The following is a 16009-nucleotide window of genomic DNA, read 5'->3' on the forward strand; positions in this document are numbered from 1 at the left end:
TCGACGAAAGGAACATCATGTCCAACAACACGTTCGAGCCCTGGCCGCTCACCGACGAGCAGCGCGAGATCGTCAAACTCTGCCGCGACTTCGCCGAGAAGGAGATCCGGCCACGCGGCCGCGAGGTCGACGAGGCCGATGTGCACACCCCGGTCGACATCTTCGCCAAGGCTGCCGCGGTCGGCATCACCGACTTCATGATCGCCGAACAGTACGGCGGTGGTGGCTTCACCGACGTCTTCACCCAGTGCCTGGTGCAGGAAGAGCTGTGCTGGGGTGATCCGGGTATCGGAAACCTGGTGTGCTCCAACGGGTTCTTCTCGGACCCGCTGATGGCGCTGGGCACCGAGGAACAGAAGCAGAAGTGGCTGCGGCCCCTGACCGGCACGACCCCGGTGATGACCGCGCTGGCGACCACCGAACCGGAATCCGGCTCCGACGCCGCGTCCATCATCACCACCGCGACCCGCACCGACGGCGGATATCACATCAACGGACAGAAGGCCTGGATCTCCAACGCCGGTGCCGCCGACTACTACGTGGTGTTCGCCAAGACCGACCGCAACGAACGCTCCCGCGGTGTGACCGCCTTCCTGCTGACCAAGGACACGCCCGGGTTCAGTTGGGGCGAGCCGATGCGCAAGATGGGTCAGCGCGCGATCGTCTGCCGGGAGTTGTTCTTCGACAACGTCTTCGTGCCCGAAGAGAACCGACTGGGGGACGAGGGCCAGGGCTTCTACGGTTTGATGGAGACGTTCGACATCTCGCGCACCGTGCTCGGTGCCGCCGCTGTCGGCGCGTCCAGGGCGGCCTACGAGTACGCGCTGGACTACGCGCGCACCCGCCGCCAGTTCGGCAAGCCCATCATCGAACATCAGGCGGTCGCGTTCCGGCTGGCCGAGATGGCCTCGCGCATCGAGACGTCACGGTTGGCGGTGCTCTCGGCCGCACGCGCACTGGACTCCGGCGCTCCGGCAACCCGGCTCGCGGCGATCGCGAAGCTGACGGCGTCCGAAACGGCCATGTTCGTCACCCATGCCGCGGTGCAAACGCTCGGCGGGTGGGGCTACTCCCGGGAGTACCCCGTCGAACAGTGGATGCGCGATGCCAAGCTCGAGGAGATCGAAGAGGGCACCTCCGACATCATGCGGCTCGTCATCTCACGTCACCTTTGAGCGCGGGCCCCTCTCATCCGGTGCCCACCATCGCGGCCCGGTCCGCGGAGTCTGCCTGGGGAGCCGGGATCGCCTCGGCGCTGTGCTACGGCATCACCCCCATCGTCGCGATCATGGCCTTCGGCGGCGGCGTATCCCCCAGCGTGCTCGTCACGTTGCGGGGATTCGTCGGCGCCGCGGCGCTGCTGGCCTTCTGCGCGCTGACCCACCGGTTGCGGGCATTGCCCCGCGGCCCGGCGCTCGGGCTGTTCGCGGTCTGCGGGCCATTGTTCGGCGCACAGATCCTGGCGTACTTCGCCGCCATCGAACGGACCGGTGCGCAGCTGGCGGTCATCGTCATCCACGTGTATCCGGTGTTCGTGATCGCCCTGGTGTGGTGGCAGACCCGCCGGCCGGTCTCCCGCGCGGTCGTCACCGTGTGCGCGGTGCTCTGCGTCGGCATCGCGTTGGTCGCAGGCACGGCGGCCGGTGTCGCGGAACCGGTGGGCGTGGGGCTGGCGGTGATCAGCGCCGCCGGATACGCCGGCTACTTCGTCTGCGGGGAGCGGTGGGTGCATCGCGTCGATGCGGTGACCGCGACGGCTCTGGTGACACTCGGTTCGGCGGTGTCGGTCGGGGTGGTGGCCGCGGTGACCCATGCCGACTTCGTGATCGGCGCAGGCGGCTGGGCTGCGGTGATCTCCCAGGGCCTGATCCTCATCCCGATCGGGATCGGGGGAGCGTTGTATGCGGTCCGCCGTCTCGGCTCGGTGCCGGTCAGTCTGCTGGGTCTGCTCGAGCCGGTGATCGCCATCCTGTTGGCGGCGGCCCTGCTCGGCGAGCGGTTGACCCTGCCGCAGTGGGCCGGCGTGGGCATTGTGCTCGCGGCGTGCGCGGCACTGCCCAGGGTGACCCGCGGTGTCTAGAACCGCTCGACGACCGAGCGCACCGCGGCACCCAGCGCCGCGGCCTCCGCGCGGGCCGTGGCCAGATCATCGGTACGCGGCCGGCGAATCTCGATATAGGACTTCAGCTTCGGCTCGGTACCCGATGGTCGCACCACCACGCGCACCCCGTCGCCGGTGAAGACCAACGCGTCGGTGCGCTGCTGGCCGCGGCGCAGGTCCAGATCCTCGACGGTGACCGGCACGCCCGCGAGCTCGGCGGGCGGATCGGCCCGCAGCCGGGCCATCGCGGCGTCGGCGTCATCGACGCGCCGGGAGACGGCCAGCGTCAGGTGCACACCGCAGCGACGGGCAAGGTCGTCGAGCGCGTCGTATGGGGTACGCCCCTGCGCCCGCAGGGCGGTCACCAGGTCGCACGCCAGCACCGCGGCGCTGATTCCGTCCTTGTCCCGCACGGTGTCCGGGTCCACGCAGTGCCCGATGGCCTCTTCGTAGGCGTAGATCAGTCCGGTGCCCGCCCGCGCCAGCCATTTGAACCCGGTCAGCGTCTCGGCGTGCCGGGCACCGTAACCCTCGGCGATGGCCGCGAGCATGCGTGAGGACACCACGGTGCTGGCGACCAGTGCCTGGTCCGGTGCGGGATGCCGAGAAAGAAGATAATCCCCTAACAGCCAACCGGTTTCGTCACCACTGAGCATGCGCCAGCCGCTGGGTGTCGGGATACCGACGGCACACCGATCCGCATCGGGGTCCAGCGCGATCGCTATATCGGCTTGTACGTCGGCGGCGAGTGCCAACAGGCGGTCGGTGGCGCCGGGCTCCTCGGGATTGGGGAAGGCGACGGTGGGGAAGTCCGGATCCGGCGCGAACTGCGTATCGACGATGTGCACATCGTCGATACCCGCCAACGCCAGTGCGTCCAGCGCGAATTCGCCCCCCACGCCGTGCAGCGGGGTCAATGCCACGCGGACCGAGCCGGCCGCGCGCCGCACCTTCGCGGCCTGCTCGAGGTATGCGGTGATCAGGTCGGCGCCGGCGGGCTGCACCGGAGTACGGGGTATCTCGTCGGCATGCGGGGCGCGGGCGACGGTGGACTCGATCTCGCGATCGGTGGGCGAGATGATCTGCATCCCGCCGTCGCCGTACACCTTGTAGCCGTTGTCGGCGGCCGGGTTGTGCGATGCGGTGATCTGCACCCCGGCGGCCGCGCCGAGCCTGCGGACTGCGAACGCCACCACCGGTGTCGGTGCCGGTGTGTACAGATGGATGACGGAGAATCCCTCGGCGGCAAGCACTTCGGCTGCGGCGATGGCGAACTGCTCGGAGCCGTGCCTGGCGTCGCGGCCCACGACGACCGGCGATCCGCCCAGGCCGGAGGCGATAGCCGCTTGCGCGGAACGGTCCTTGAGTACCTGCGCCAACGCCCAGGTGGTGCGCAGCACGACCGCCAGGTTCATGGCATCCGGTCCGCCCCGCACGGGCCCGCGCAGGCCCGCGGTGCCGAAGGTCAGCGGGTGGGCGAACCGGCGGGCGAGCTCGGCATCATCGCAGGCGGACAGCTCGGCTGCGGTGACCGGATCCGGGTCGTGGGCGATCCAGTCCTGCGGCTGTGTCATGCCCCGATTGTGCCCGGTTCGGCATCGGCCAGCTTGCGCAGTACCGGGGCCACCAGCATCAGCAGGTCGAATTCCAGATCGGTGAGGTTCTCCCGCATCGAGCGGTGCAACCAGGCATCGCGTTCGGCACGATCGGTGGCCAGCAGCCGTGCTCCGGCCTCGGTCAGCTCCACCAGTTGCCTTCTGCGGTCGCCGTCGTCGGTCCGTCGCGAGGCAAGGCCCGCGGTGACCAGTCCGTTGATGCTGTCGGTCAGTGACTGCACCCGCACATGCATCCGGGCGGCCAGTTCGGCGGGGGTGGCCGCCCCGGTGCGGGTCACCTCGGCCAGCACCTGCATCTGGCTCAGGGTGAGGCCATGGTCGGGTCGATGGCGACGCAGCTGGCGGGCCACGGCCATCACCGACTCGCGTAACTCCGTCGCGGCGGTGCCGTCGGAAGCACTCATAAACCAAGTTATACCTGATCAATTTTTGGTCTATACGCTGTTTGCGATCCTCATATAGCAAGTTCATACTTGCTATATGAGGAGGTGGCGGGTTGGCTGAGGCGCTGCGTTCGACGGCGAAATGGCTGGTGCTGGCGGTGGTCAGCGTCGGAGTGACCGTGGGCTTCACCGCCCTCGGCGTCCCGTCGGCGGCGCTGTTCGCCGCACTGGTCGTCGGTATCGGCTTGGCGTTGACGTCATTCGCTCCCGCCGGGATACCGCGTCGGGCAGGCGTGGCCGCCCAGGGTGTCCTCGGTGTCTACATCGGGACGATGGTCTCCCCGGACGCCGCGGCCGCCCTCGGTCCGGACTGGCCGGTGGTCCTGGCGATCGTGGTCGCGACACTGGCCCTGAGCGTGCTGGCAGGGGCGTTGTTGGGGCTGCGCCGAGATATCAGCCCACTGACGGGGTCGCTGGCGCTGACGGCCGGCGGAGCCTCCGGCCTGGTCGCGATCGCCAGGGAGCTCGGCGGTGACGAACGCGTCGTCTCAGTGGTGCAATATCTGCGGGTCGGGGTGGTGACGGCGTCCATGCCGGTGGTGGTGACGTTGATCTTCCACGCCGACAAGTCGCATCCGGGCGTGTCTCCGGTCGGCGAAACCAGTGCGGCGCCTTGGTATCTCAGCGTTGCGATCATGGTGGCGCTGATCATCGTCGGTGTGCTGGTCGGTAGGTTGATCCGGCTACCGGGCGCGGGCCTGCTCGGACCGCTGGCGCTGACCGTCGGCCTCGAGCTCAGCGGCTACTCGTTCGGCCTGACCGTTCCCGTCGTGCTCGTCCAACTCGGCTACCTGCTGATCGGGTGGCAGGCCGGGGTGGCGTTCACCCGAGATTCCCTCCGTTCGGTGGGTCGTGCGCTGCCCGCCGCGCTCGCGCTGATCGTGCTGCTGACCGTCGCCACCGCGGGCCTTGGTGTGTTGCTGGCCCACTTCACCGGGCTGAGCCTGCTGGAGGGATACCTCGCGACCAGCCCCGGTGGGGTGTACGCGGTCCTGGCCACCGCCGTCGACACCGGATCCAACGTCACCTTCATCGTCGCGGCCCAGGTGGTGCGGATCCTGCTGATGCTGTTCGCCGCGCCGTTCCTGGCCAGGGGGATGGCCGCGCTGGGCAGGCGGCGCTCCGTGGCGCACGTCTAGCGCCGATCCACACCCGAGAGCCGGTACGCCGCGGCCCGCCGAACGGCAGGCAGCGTGCCGGCCATCCGCAGCGCGGTGTTGCGGAGTCGGCGTCGCCCGGGTGGCAGCGTCGCCAGATCGGTGAGTCTGCCCGCCAGCGCGATGACGCCTTCGGCGGTGCGCTTGCGCTCGGTGGCATACGCATCGAGCAGGCTCTCCGGTGCCCCGTCCAGCACCCGGTCGATCGCCTCGCCGGCGGCCACCGCGTCCTCGATACCCAGATTCATCCCCTGGCCGCCGGCCGGCGAATGCACGTGGGCGGCATCGCCTGCCAACAGCATCCGGTCACTGCGGAACGTATCGGCGATCCGGTGATGCACGCGGAAACGCGAACTCCAGACGATCTGCTCGACCACGGCCGGCTGCGCCTGCGGTCCTCGCTCGTCCAGGAGGCGTTGGACGAGGGCGGCGTCGGGTTCGGCCGGTGCCTCGTCGACGGTGGCCACGATGCGGTGCCGCCCCTGGGGTAGCGGTGCCACGACCACCAGGCCCGCCGGTGAGAAGTAGAGAATGACCTCCTCGGCGCCCAGGCCCCCGGACAGGCGGACGTCGGCCAGGACGAAGGCGTCGGCATAGGTGCTGCCGGTGAACCCGATGCCGGCGCGCTCGCGCACCGTGCTGTGCAGACCGTCGGCGCCCAGCAGATAGCGGGCGCGGATCTCTCGGCCGTCGGCGCAGACGGCGGTGATGCCATCGCCATGCCGGGTGACGTCGGTCAGGGCGACCGGCCGCAGCACGTGTCCGCCGAGCTGTTCCAGGCGTCCGAGCAACAGGGCTTCGGTATCGGCCTGGGGGATCATCAATGTGTACGGATACGGGGTCGGAAGACGGCCGAACGGCACCGTCAGCAGAGTGGTGTCCCGATCGCGGATGCTGAATGCCGGTACCTGGATGCCCCGGGCCACCAGGTCGTGGGACACCGCGTAGGGGGCGAGCAGTTCCAGGGTGTGAGCGTGGACCACCGCGGCCCGGGAGGTGTTGGCGCCCGCTGCCTGGTCGTCGATCACCTGGACGCGGCGGCCCCGCTGGGTGAGCACGATCGCGGCGGTCAACCCGACCGGTCCCGCGCCGGCTATCAGGACATCGATCATCAGAACCCCTTGTCAACAAGTGTTGGCCAACAGTTGTTGACAAACTATTCGCGCCTGCCGCGGCAATGTCAACACCCGTTGGCCTACAGTCGTTGACATGAGGCGATCGGCATCCGAGACCAAGTCGGTGATCTTGGCCGCGGCCAGGGAACGCTTTGCCGCCGAGGGCTACGAACGCGGCACCATTCGCGCCATCGCGGCCGACGCAGGCATCGACCCGTCGATGGTCATGCGCTATTACGGCACCAAGGAGAACCTCTTCGCCGCCGCAGCCGAGTTCGATCTGGAACTGCCGGATCTGGCCGGCATCCCGATCGCCGATATCGGCAGGGCGCTGGCGGTCCATTTCATCGAGCGGTGGGAGCGCGACGAGGCGTTGCTCATCCTGCTGCGCGCCGGTGTCACCAACGAGGCGGTGGCCGAACGGATGCGGACGATCTTCGCGGCGCAGCTGGCGCCGGTGATCGGCAAGGTCATCGACGATCCGGCCCAGGCGCCGGTGCGCGCCGGCCTGGCCGCCACCCAGGTGCTCGGGATGGCGTTGTGCCGCTATGTCCTCGGGTTCCCGCCGCTGCAACAGATGAGTCACGACGACGTCGTCGGCTGGATCGGGCCGACGTTGCAGCGCTACCTGGTGGGCTGAGCTCCGCCGGGTCGGTTCAGATCCGCTCGATGACCGCCGCCAGCAGCGCACCCATCCTGGTTGCCGACTGCCGGCCCGCCTCCAACACCTCGTCGTGGTTCAGTGGTTGCCCGGTCATCCCGGCCGCCAGATTCGTCACCAGTGAGATCCCGAGCACCGCCGCGCCGGCGGCCCTGGCCGCGATGGTCTCGTGCACCGTCGACATACCGACCAGATCGGCGCCGATCGTGCGCAGCATCCGGATCTCCGCGGGCGTCTCATAGTGCGGGCCGGGCAGGCCGGCGTACACCCCCTCGGCCAGGCCGGGATCGATATCGCGCGCCACCGCGCGCAGCGCGGGGGAGTAGGCGTCGACGAGGTCCACGAACTGCGCGCCGACCAGCGGCGAGCGCGCGGTCAGGTTGAGGTGGTCGGAGATCAGCACCGGCTGGCCGACGGTCATGTCGGGGCGCAGCCCGCCGGCGGCGTTGGTCAGGATGACCGTGCCCACACCGGCCGCGCAGGCCGTGCGCACGGGGTGCACGACATGGCGGAGGTCGTGTCCCTCGTAGGCGTGAATCCGCCCCACCAGCACCAGAACCCGATGTTCACCGATGCGCAGAGAATGCACCCGACCGCTGTGCCCGGCCGCCGTGGGTGGGGTGAAACCCGGCAGGTCGGCCATCGGTAGCGACGCGGTCGGTTCGCCGAGCGAGGTCAGCGCGGGCGCCCACCCCGACCCGAGCACGACGGCGACATCATGGGTGGACACACCGGTGCGCTCACCGATCGCTTGGGCGGCGGCATCGGCGGCCGACTGAGCATCAGACACGAGTGAGATACTGCCAGGATGTCCACGGTCACCGCGTCGTCGAGCGTCGAGGACGCCGTCAATCGCCGCAGCGGCGACCTGATTGCGCTGTCACACGATATCCACGCCGAGCCCGAATTGGCCTTTGCCGAGTACCGCAGCTGCGCCAAGACCCGCACGCTGGTCGCCGAGCGCGGCTTCGAGGTCCTCGATGCCCCCGGCGGGCTCGATACCGCGTTCCGTGCCGAATACGGCGGCGGGGATCTGGTCATCGGAATCTGTGCCGAGTACGACGCGCTTCCCGGGATCGGACACGCGTGCGGACACAACATCATCGCCGCCTCCGCCGTGGGCACCGCCCTGGCGTTGGCCGAGGTGGCCGACCAGCTGGGCCTGACCGTGGTGCTGATCGGCACCCCGGCCGAGGAGGCCGGTGGCGGAAAGGTGTTGCTGCTCAACGCCGGAACATTCGATGACATCGCCGCGTCGGTCATGTTGCATCCCGGGCCCGCCGATATCGCGGCGGCACGCTCGCTGGCCTTATCCGAGGTTGCCGTCGGCTACACCGGCCGGGAATCGCACGCCGCCGTCGCTCCGTACCTCGGGATCAATGCCGCCGATGCGGTCACCGTGGCACAGGTGGCCATCGGGCTGTTGCGCCAGCAGCTGGCGCCGGGGCAGATGATGCACGGCATCGTCACCGAGGGCGGGCAGGCCGCCAACGTCATCCCCGGTCACGCCGAGCTGCGCTACACCATGCGCGCCACCGACATGACCTCGCTGAAGGCACTCGAGGAGCGGATGGCCGGCTGCTTCGCGGCGGGGGCGACCGCCACCGGTGCCACCCACGAGATCCGCGAGACGGCCCCGCCCTACGACGCGCTGGTGCCCGACCGGTTCCTCTCCGAGGTGTTCCGGTCCGAACTGTTGCGCGCCGGGCGGCATCCGCTGCCGGTCGAGCTGGAGGCGGCGTTCCCGCTGGGCAGCACCGACATGGGTAACGTCACCCAACGCCTGCCCGGTATCCACCCCGTCGTAGGTATCGACGCCGGGGGCGCATCGCTGCACCAGCCCGGATTCACCGCCGCGGCCGTCGGGCCGAGCGCGGACAAAGCCGTCGTGGAAGGAGCGATCATGCTGGCGCGCACCGTCGTCGCATTGGCCGAGAATGCCGACGAGCGGGACAGGGTGCTCGCCGCACGGGCCGAGCGGCGGGAGAACGCATGACCCTGCGCGCGCACACCGAGGCCTGGCTGGCAGCGCACCACGACGACCTTGTCGCGTGGCGGCGCCATATCCACACCCACCCCGAGCTGGGGCGCCAGGAGTTCGCGACCACCGAGTTCGTCGCCACCCGGCTGGCCGATGCCGGGTTGAACCCGAAGGTGCTCCCCGGCGGTACCGGGCTGACCTGTGATTTCGGTCCCGAGGATCGCCCGCGGGTGGCCTTGCGTGCCGATATGGATGCGCTGCCGATGGCCGAACGTACCGGCCTGCCGTTCAGCTCGATCGTGCCGGGCGTCGCACACGCCTGCGGGCACGACGCGCACACCAGTGTGTTGCTCGGTGCGGGTCTGGCGATGGCGTCGGCGCCCGAACTGCCGGTCGGGGTGCGGCTGATCTTCCAGCCCGCCGAGGAGCTGATGCCCGGTGGGGCGATCGACGCGGTGGCCGCCGGCGCGGTCGCCGGGGTGGCGCGGATTTTCGCGCTGCACTGCGATCCGAGGTTAGAGGTCGGCAAGGTCGCGGTGCGCCTGGGGCCGATCACCTCCGCGGCGGACTCCATCGAGATCACCCTGCATTCGCCGGGCGGGCACACCTCACGGCCGCATCTGACCGGGGACCTGGTCTACGCGCTGGGCACGCTGATCACCGGTGTTCCGGGCGTGCTGTCGCGGCGTATAGACCCGCGTAAGAGCACCGTGATGGTGTGGGGTGCGGTCAACGCCGGTGTCGCGGCCAACGCCATCCCGCAGACCGGCACGCTGGCGGGCACCGTGCGCACCGCCAGCCGGGACACCTGGCTCACCCTGGAAGCACTTGTCCGCGAGATTGTTTCGTCGCTACTCACGCCGCTGGCCGTGGAGCACAGTGTGAACTACCGCCGCGGCGTGCCGCCGGTGGTCAACGAGGAGGTGGCCACCCGCATCTTCACCCACGCCATCGAGGCGCTGGGGCCCGACGCGCTGGCCGACACCCACCAGTCCGGTGGCGGCGAGGACTTCTCCTGGTACCTGGAAGAGGTGCCGGGGGCGATGGCGCGGTTGGGTGTGTGGTCGGGTCAGGGCCCGCAGCTCGACCTGCACCAGCCGACCTTCGACCTGGACGAGCGGGCGCTGGCGGTCGGGGTGCGCACCATGGTCAATCTGGTGGAGCAGTCCGGCCTCGTCTAGATCGCAATGTTCCGCTGACAGCGTTGTCACGGATATATATCCATGACAACGCTGTCAGCGGAACATTGCAGACGCGTCAGGGGCCGACGGAGTCAGGGTCCGACGTTGCGGGCCGGGCGGGTCCGGATGTCGTGGACGTACTCGGCCGGGGCCCCGGCGATCTCGGCGGCATCGGCCATCACCCCGAGATAGCGCGCCGAGGGCAGTCCGCCCTCCCAGGCGTCCACCACATAGAGCCAGGCCAGGACCGGATCGGTGCTGGTGTCGGAGGACAGCCGTTGTACCCGGCACCGGATCTTCTTGTGGAAGCCCAGCTCGGAGCCCTCCCACTGGTCCAGGTTGGCCTCGTCCTCCGCGGTCACGTCGTAGAGCACGACGAACACCTTGGACTCGGGGTCCTCGACCAGGGTCGCCAGGGACCCTTCCCAGCTGTAGTCCTCGCCGCCGAAGGTCAGGCGCCATCCGTGCAACCAGCCGGTACCGGCCATCGGTGAATGCGGCGCGCGCTGCAGCATCTGTTCCGGATGCATGTTCGATCCGTAAGCGGCGTAGAGCGGCACGGGGCCAACCTTAAGCGGTCCGGTGGGCAGGAGCGAAGCGACCCGGGGAATGTCACGGTGGGCTGGGGGTACCTCCCGCTTGCGGGGGCGAGCGAAGCGACCCGAGGGATAAGGCCGGGCTCGGCAGCGCGGCCGAGCGGGATTGACTAGGTTATGACCGTGCCTACCAGGATCGTGATCATCGGCGGTGGACCGGCCGGCTATGAAGCTGCCCTGGTGGCGGCGGCGCGCGGCCCGGAGGCCGCCCAGGTCACCGTCGTCGACAGTGACGGCGTGGGCGGGGCGTGTGTGCTGTTCGACTGCGTGCCCTCCAAGACGTTCATCGCCTCCACCGGCGTGCGTACCGAGCTGCGGCGTGCCAACGGCCTCGGGTTCGACATCGCCATCGACGACGCCAAGATCTCGTTGGGTCAGATCCACAACCGGGTCAAGACGCTCGCCCGCTCGCAGTCGGCGGATATCGGTTCGCAGTTGCTCGGCAACGGCGTCACCGTGGTCCAGGGCCGCGGCGAGCTGGTCGACGATGTCCCAGGGATGGCCCACCACCGGGTGAAGGTCACCACGCCCGACGGTAAGACCGGGGTGCTCAAGGGCGATGTGGTGCTGATCGCGACAGGTGCCACCCCGCGGGTGCTGCCCAATGCCCGCCCCGATGGCGAACGCATCCTGAACTGGCGCCAGCTCTACGACCTGACCGAACTGCCCGAGCATCTGGTGATCGTCGGATCCGGGGTCACCGGCGCCGAATTCTGCAGCGCCTACACCGAGCTCGGCGTCAAGGTGACGGTGGTGGCCAGCCGGGACCAGATCCTGCCCCACGAGGACTCCGACGCGGCGGCGGTGCTGGAGGAGGCCTTCGCCGAACGCGGTGTCCAGCTGGTGAAGAACGCCCGCGCCGACTCGGTGACCCGCACCGCCACCGGTATCAAGGTCGCGATGGCCGACGGCCGCACCGTCGAGGGCAGTCACGCGCTGATGACGGTCGGCTCGGTGCCCAACACCAGCGGCCTCGGCCTGGAGCGCGTCGGTATCGAGTTGGGCCCCGGCAACTACCTCAAGGTCGACCGGGTCTCGCGCACCACCGCACCGGGCATCTACGCCGCCGGTGACTGCACGGGACTGCTGCCGCTGGCGTCGGTGGCCGCCATGCAGGGCCGCATCGCGATGTACCACGCACTCGGCGAGGGGGTGAACCCGATCCGGCTGCGCACCGTGGCGGCCGCGGTGTTCACCCGCCCGGAGATCGCGGCCGTCGGCGTCCCGCAGACCAAGATCGACAGCGGTGAGGTGCCCGCGCGCACGCTGATGCTGCCGCTGACCACCAATGCGCGGGCCAAGATGTCGCTGCTGCGCCGCGGCTTCGTCAAGATCTTCTGCCGACCCGCGACCGGCGTGGTGATCGGCGGTGTGGTGGTCGCGCCGATCGCCTCCGAGCTGATCCTGCCGATCGCGCTGGCGGTGCAGAACAACCTCACCGTCACCGACCTGGCGCAAACCCTCTCGGTCTACCCGTCGCTGTCGGGCTCGATCGTCGAGGCGGCACGCCGGCTGATGGCCCACGACGATCTCGACTAAAGGTCAGTTCCTCGTCTCGACGGCCCACACCGGCCCGCCACGCAACGTAGGCTCGAGAGCGTGACTGACCCGATTTCTGGCAATGGTCAAGCTCAACTCGGTCCGGCCCAGCGCGCGACGGCCTGGGAACGACTCGGCAGCGAACAGTTCGACGTCGTCGTCATCGGCGGCGGCGTCGTCGGTGCCGGTGCCGCCCTGGACGCCGCGACCCGTGGGTTGAGGGTGGCGCTGGTCGAGGCGCGCGATTACGCCTCGGGCACGTCGAGCCGCAGCTCCAAGATGTTCCACGGTGGCCTGCGCTATCTGGAGCAACTGGAGTTCGGCCTGGTGCGCGAGGCGCTGCATGAACGCGAGCTCTCGCTGACCACCCTGGCCCCGCATCTGGTGAAACCGCTGCCATTCCTGTTCCCACTGACCAAACGGCTCTGGGAGCGGCCCTATATCGCGGCAGGCATCTTTCTCTACGATCAGCTCGGTGGCGCGAAATCCGTTCCTGCGCAAAAACATCTGCTCAAGGCCGGAGCGTTGCGGCTGGCCCCGGGCCTCAAGCGCAGCTCGCTGATCGGCGGCATCCGGTACTTCGACACCGTCGTCGACGACGCCCGCCACACCATGATGGTCGCCCGAACCGCGGCGCACTACGGCGCGGTGGTGCGCACCTCGACCCAGGTCGTGGCGCTGCTGCGGGAGGGTGACCGGGTGACCGGCGTGCGGGTGCGCGACTCGGAGAACGGCGCGGTCACCGAGGTGCACGGACATGTCGTGGTGAACGCGACCGGGGTGTGGACCGACGAGATCCAGGCGTTGAGCAAGGAGCGCGGACGGTTCCGGGTGCGGGCCTCCAAGGGTGTGCACATCGTGGTCCCGCGTGATCGCATCGTCAGCGAGGTGGCGATCATCCTGCGCACCGAGAAGTCGGTGTTGTTCGTCATCCCGTGGGGCACCCATTGGATCATCGGGACCACCGACACCGACTGGAATCTCGACCTGGCCCACCCGGCGGCGACGAAGGCCGATATCGACTACATCCTCGGTCACGTCAACTCGGTGCTGGCCACTCCGCTGACCCATGACGATATCGACGGTGTCTATGCCGGTCTGCGTCCGCTGCTGGCCGGTGAGAGCGAGTCCACCTCCAAGCTGTCCCGCGAACACGCCGTCGCGGTGCCCTCGCCGGGGCTGGTGGCCATTGCGGGCGGCAAGTACACCACCTATCGGGTGATGGGTGCCGATGCCATCGATGCCGCAGCCGAATTCGTGCCGACCCGGGTGGCGCCGTCGATCACCGAGAAGGTGCCGCTGGTCGGCGCCGACGGCTACTTCGCGTTGGTGAACCAGACCGAACACGTGGGCGCCCATTACGATCTGCACCCCTACCGGGTGCGGCATCTGCTGGACCGCTACGGCTCGCTGATCGGTGAGGTGCTGGCGATGGCGGACGGCAAACCCGAGCTGCTGGAACCGATCACGGCGGCGCCGGTGTACCTGAAGGTGGAGGCGGTCTACGCCGTCGCCGCCGAAGGTGCGCTGCACCTGGAGGACATCCTGGCCCGTCGGATGCGGATCTCGATCGAGTATCCGCACCGGGGTGTGGACTGTGCCCGCGAGGTCGCCGAAACCATTGCGCCGGTGCTTGGTTGGAGCGACGCGGACATCGACCGAGAGGTCGCGACCTATCTGGCGCGGGTGGAGGCCGAGGTGCGCTCGCAGACCCAACCGGACGACGAGTCCGCCGATGCCCTGCGGGCGGCAGCCCCGGAAGCGCGCGCGGAGATCCTGGAACCGGTACCGCTTACTTGAGCACATCCGACCGGTACGCCGGGATCGGCCCGGCGCGGGTGCGCCTGCACGGGGGCAGACTGGTCGACGAGTTCGAGCGACGCTGGGGTGCGGGCGCCAAAGTAGTTGCCGGGGAGGTCTTCTCGTCCGAGGGTGTCCCTTACGACGAGAACTCGGTGCTTGCTGCGGGTGCGCACGTCTACCTCTACCGCGATCTGCCCGAGGAGGTGACGGTGCCGTTCGACATGCCGATCGTCCACCACGACGACGATATCGTCGTCGTCGACAAACCCCACTTCCTGGCGACCATGCCCCGCGGTGGGCATGTGGTGCAGACCGCGCTGGTGCGGTTGCGCCGTGAGCTCGGCCTGGCCGAACTGAGCCCGGCGCATCGGCTCGACAGGCTGACCGCCGGCGTGCTGCTGTTCACGGTGCGCCGCGAGGTGCGGGGTGCCTATCAGACGATGTTCGCCGACGGCCGCGTGCGCAAGACCTATCTGGCGCGAGCCGCCGGAACCCCGACCGTCGCGCTTCCCGCGGTGCTGGCCAGCAGGATCACCAAGGTGCGTGGTCGACTGCAGGCGTTCGAGGAGCCCGGCGAGCCGAACGCCGAGACCTATGCCGAGAGTCTGGGCGCGGGGCTGTACAAGCTGAGCCCACGCACCGGGCGGACCCATCAGTTGCGGGTGCAGATGAACTCGATGGGTGTGCCGATCGACAACGACCCGCTCTATCCGCGCCTCGTCGAGGTGGCGGCAGGTGATTTCTCGCGGCCGCTGCAGTTGCTGGCCCGATGCCTGGAGTTCGACGATCCGCTCAGCGGTGCACCCCGCCGGTTCGTCAGCGGGCGGGAGTTGTCAGTTCGCTAGGCGGGTGAACTGGGCGATACCGCCGTAGTGCTCCAGCGAGTGGGTCTGGGCCAGCGGGTTCTCGTCGAAAAGGTACTCGACGTATAGCTTCTTGATCTTCTCCGCGACATCGACCGGGATGTTGTCTATGACGGCCGCTTCCAGGCCTTCGATATCGATCTTCAGGATGTCGATGTGTCCGTGCTTGTCGATGACATCGCGAAGGACCTGTTGTGACTCCACGCAGGTCACGGTCAGCGAGTTGCCGAAGTGGGCGTTGACGCCGCCGTAACGCCCGGTCTCCTCGAACCCGAACTCCACCTCGCCGGCGCTGGCTCCCACCGCGACCTGCTGCAGGGTGTAACGATCCTCGAAGGGGCGCAGGTTCTCCTGCAGGCGCGTGACGTTACGCGGCAGCGGCTCGAACAGGTAGGTGTGGGCATCCTTGCTGCGGGAGAGGAAGTACGCCGCCGAGATGCCGATGTTGGAGCCGTAGTCGACGATGACGCGGTCGTCGGCATCGGCGTGGTAGTCCGACCGGCAGAAGATCTCGTTGACGGTGAGCAGGTCGTGCGACGAGTAGAGGCGTAGCTCGATCCAGCCCATCGGGCTGCGCAAGCGCATCGTGGTGGGGTAGCTCCCGCCGCCGGTCAGATACTGCTTGAAGATCGCGATCGGATGCTCGTAGACGCGGAACATGTTCCGGGCTGCGATGTAGTTCCGGCGATGCAGCACTGAACTGGCAATCTTGCCGGCCCCGCGTCCAGCGATCTGCATTACACCTCCAGGTTCGCGGGCCCGCCCGCTCGGCGCGGCACCCGGTTCGGATCGAGATTAGCTGCCGAAACAGATGTTCACAGCTTAGGTGTGGCCCTCGAAGGGGTCCGTGTGGAGGGTAGGCGAGAGGTCAGCGCGGCGCGCGGTCGGTTGCTGGGACCCCGTTTCCCGCACGTCAGCGGGGCGATCTGGTCTACTACTGGCGTGGATCGCGC

General features: G+C 68.8%; 15 protein-coding genes. 9 read left to right on the forward strand and 6 right to left on the reverse strand.

The features are described from left to right. The first annotated feature begins 17 nt into the window (after positions 1–17). Together FBY28_RS19830 and FBY28_RS19835 are read left to right on the forward strand one after the other, a co-directional pair. Positions 18–1175, forward strand: coding sequence for an acyl-CoA dehydrogenase family protein (locus tag FBY28_RS19830; protein WP_141869028.1), 1158 nt, complete (start codon positions 18–20; stop codon positions 1173–1175). Positions 1176–1195: 20 nt separating this feature from the next. Then, positions 1196–2080, forward strand: a complete 885-nt coding sequence (locus tag FBY28_RS19835) for a DMT family transporter (protein WP_216847838.1) — start codon at positions 1196–1198, stop codon at positions 2078–2080. Here the strand turns inward: FBY28_RS19835 and FBY28_RS19840 are convergent. Then, positions 2077–3675 (reverse strand): phospho-sugar mutase, encoded by a 1599-nt coding sequence (locus FBY28_RS19840; RefSeq protein ID WP_141869029.1) that lies wholly within the window; start codon positions 3673–3675, stop codon positions 2077–2079. The two genes, FBY28_RS19835 and FBY28_RS19840, sit on opposite strands and share 4 nt — an antisense overlap. Beyond that, a complete protein-coding gene (locus FBY28_RS19845; protein ID WP_019510095.1) occupies positions 3672–4121 on the reverse strand; it encodes a MarR family winged helix-turn-helix transcriptional regulator in 450 nt (149 codons plus the stop codon). Before FBY28_RS19845 ends, FBY28_RS19840 begins: the two co-directional genes overlap by 4 nt. Before the next feature lie 92 nt (positions 4122–4213). On the opposite strand from FBY28_RS19845, the gene FBY28_RS19850 reads away from it, so the two are divergent. Continuing rightward, positions 4214–5299 carry an AbrB family protein gene (locus FBY28_RS19850; RefSeq protein ID WP_216847839.1) on the forward strand — a complete coding sequence of 362 codons (1086 nt, stop codon included), beginning with the start codon at positions 4214–4216 and terminating at the stop codon, positions 5297–5299. Here the strand turns inward: FBY28_RS19850 and FBY28_RS19855 are convergent. Next, the gene (locus tag FBY28_RS19855; RefSeq protein ID WP_141869030.1) at positions 5296–6429 is read right to left on the reverse strand and encodes an FAD-dependent oxidoreductase; all 1134 of its coding nucleotides are present in this window, start codon (positions 6427–6429) and stop codon (positions 5296–5298) included. The two genes, FBY28_RS19850 and FBY28_RS19855, sit on opposite strands and share 4 nt — an antisense overlap. Before the next feature lie 97 nt (positions 6430–6526). Between FBY28_RS19855 and FBY28_RS19860 the strand changes: the two genes are divergently transcribed. Next, entirely contained in the window at positions 6527–7072 is a 546-nt protein-coding gene (locus FBY28_RS19860) for a TetR/AcrR family transcriptional regulator (RefSeq protein ID WP_141869031.1), read from the forward strand. Positions 7073–7088: 16 nt separating this feature from the next. Here FBY28_RS19860 and FBY28_RS19865 read toward each other — a convergent pair whose 3' ends face one another. Beyond that, complete coding sequence (locus FBY28_RS19865) at positions 7089–7883, reverse strand: purine-nucleoside phosphorylase (RefSeq protein ID WP_141869032.1); 795 nt, start codon at positions 7881–7883, stop codon at positions 7089–7091. Between the two features lie 18 nt (positions 7884–7901). Here FBY28_RS19865 and FBY28_RS19870 point away from each other — a divergent pair, with 18 nt between their 5' ends. Both FBY28_RS19870 and FBY28_RS19875 read left to right on the forward strand, forming a co-directional pair. After that, a complete protein-coding gene (locus FBY28_RS19870) occupies positions 7902–9089 on the forward strand; it encodes a M20 family metallopeptidase (protein ID WP_141869033.1) in 1188 nt (395 codons plus the stop codon). Next, positions 9086–10255 (forward strand): amidohydrolase, encoded by a 1170-nt coding sequence (locus FBY28_RS19875; protein WP_141869034.1) that lies wholly within the window; start codon positions 9086–9088, stop codon positions 10253–10255. The genes FBY28_RS19870 and FBY28_RS19875 overlap by 4 nt, the downstream gene beginning before the upstream one ends. 92 nt (positions 10256–10347) lie before the next feature. On the opposite strand, the gene FBY28_RS19880 is transcribed toward FBY28_RS19875, so the two are convergent. Next, on the reverse strand, positions 10348–10815 hold the full coding sequence (locus FBY28_RS19880) for a gamma-glutamylcyclotransferase family protein (RefSeq protein ID WP_019510088.1): 468 nt from the start codon (positions 10813–10815) through the stop codon (positions 10348–10350). Positions 10816–10968: 153 nt separating this feature from the next. Between FBY28_RS19880 and FBY28_RS19885 the strand changes: the two genes are divergently transcribed. The 3 genes from FBY28_RS19885 to FBY28_RS19895 are packed head-to-tail and all read left to right on the forward strand — an operon-like array spanning position 10969 to position 15038. Next, positions 10969–12390 carry an NAD(P)H-quinone dehydrogenase gene (locus tag FBY28_RS19885; protein WP_216847840.1) on the forward strand — a complete coding sequence of 474 codons (1422 nt, stop codon included), beginning with the start codon at positions 10969–10971 and terminating at the stop codon, positions 12388–12390. A 60-nt stretch (positions 12391–12450) separates the two neighbouring features. Further along, entirely contained in the window at positions 12451–14190 is a 1740-nt protein-coding gene (locus tag FBY28_RS19890; RefSeq protein ID WP_141869036.1) for a glycerol-3-phosphate dehydrogenase/oxidase, read from the forward strand. After that, positions 14187–15038: a pseudouridine synthase gene (locus FBY28_RS19895; RefSeq protein ID WP_141869037.1), complete on the forward strand. Its 852-nt coding sequence runs from the start codon at positions 14187–14189 to the stop codon at positions 15036–15038. The genes FBY28_RS19890 and FBY28_RS19895 overlap by 4 nt, the downstream gene beginning before the upstream one ends. Here the strand turns inward: FBY28_RS19895 and FBY28_RS19900 are convergent. Continuing rightward, positions 15027–15794 carry an FkbM family methyltransferase gene (locus tag FBY28_RS19900; protein ID WP_141869038.1) on the reverse strand — a complete coding sequence of 256 codons (768 nt, stop codon included), beginning with the start codon at positions 15792–15794 and terminating at the stop codon, positions 15027–15029. The two genes, FBY28_RS19895 and FBY28_RS19900, sit on opposite strands and share 12 nt — an antisense overlap. Between the last annotated feature and the right edge of the window lie 215 nt (positions 15795–16009).

Source organism: Arthrobacter sp. SLBN-53, assembly GCF_006715585.1.
In the GTDB taxonomy this organism is placed as follows: Bacteria; Actinomycetota; Actinomycetes; order Mycobacteriales; family Mycobacteriaceae; genus Mycobacterium; species Mycobacterium neoaurum_A.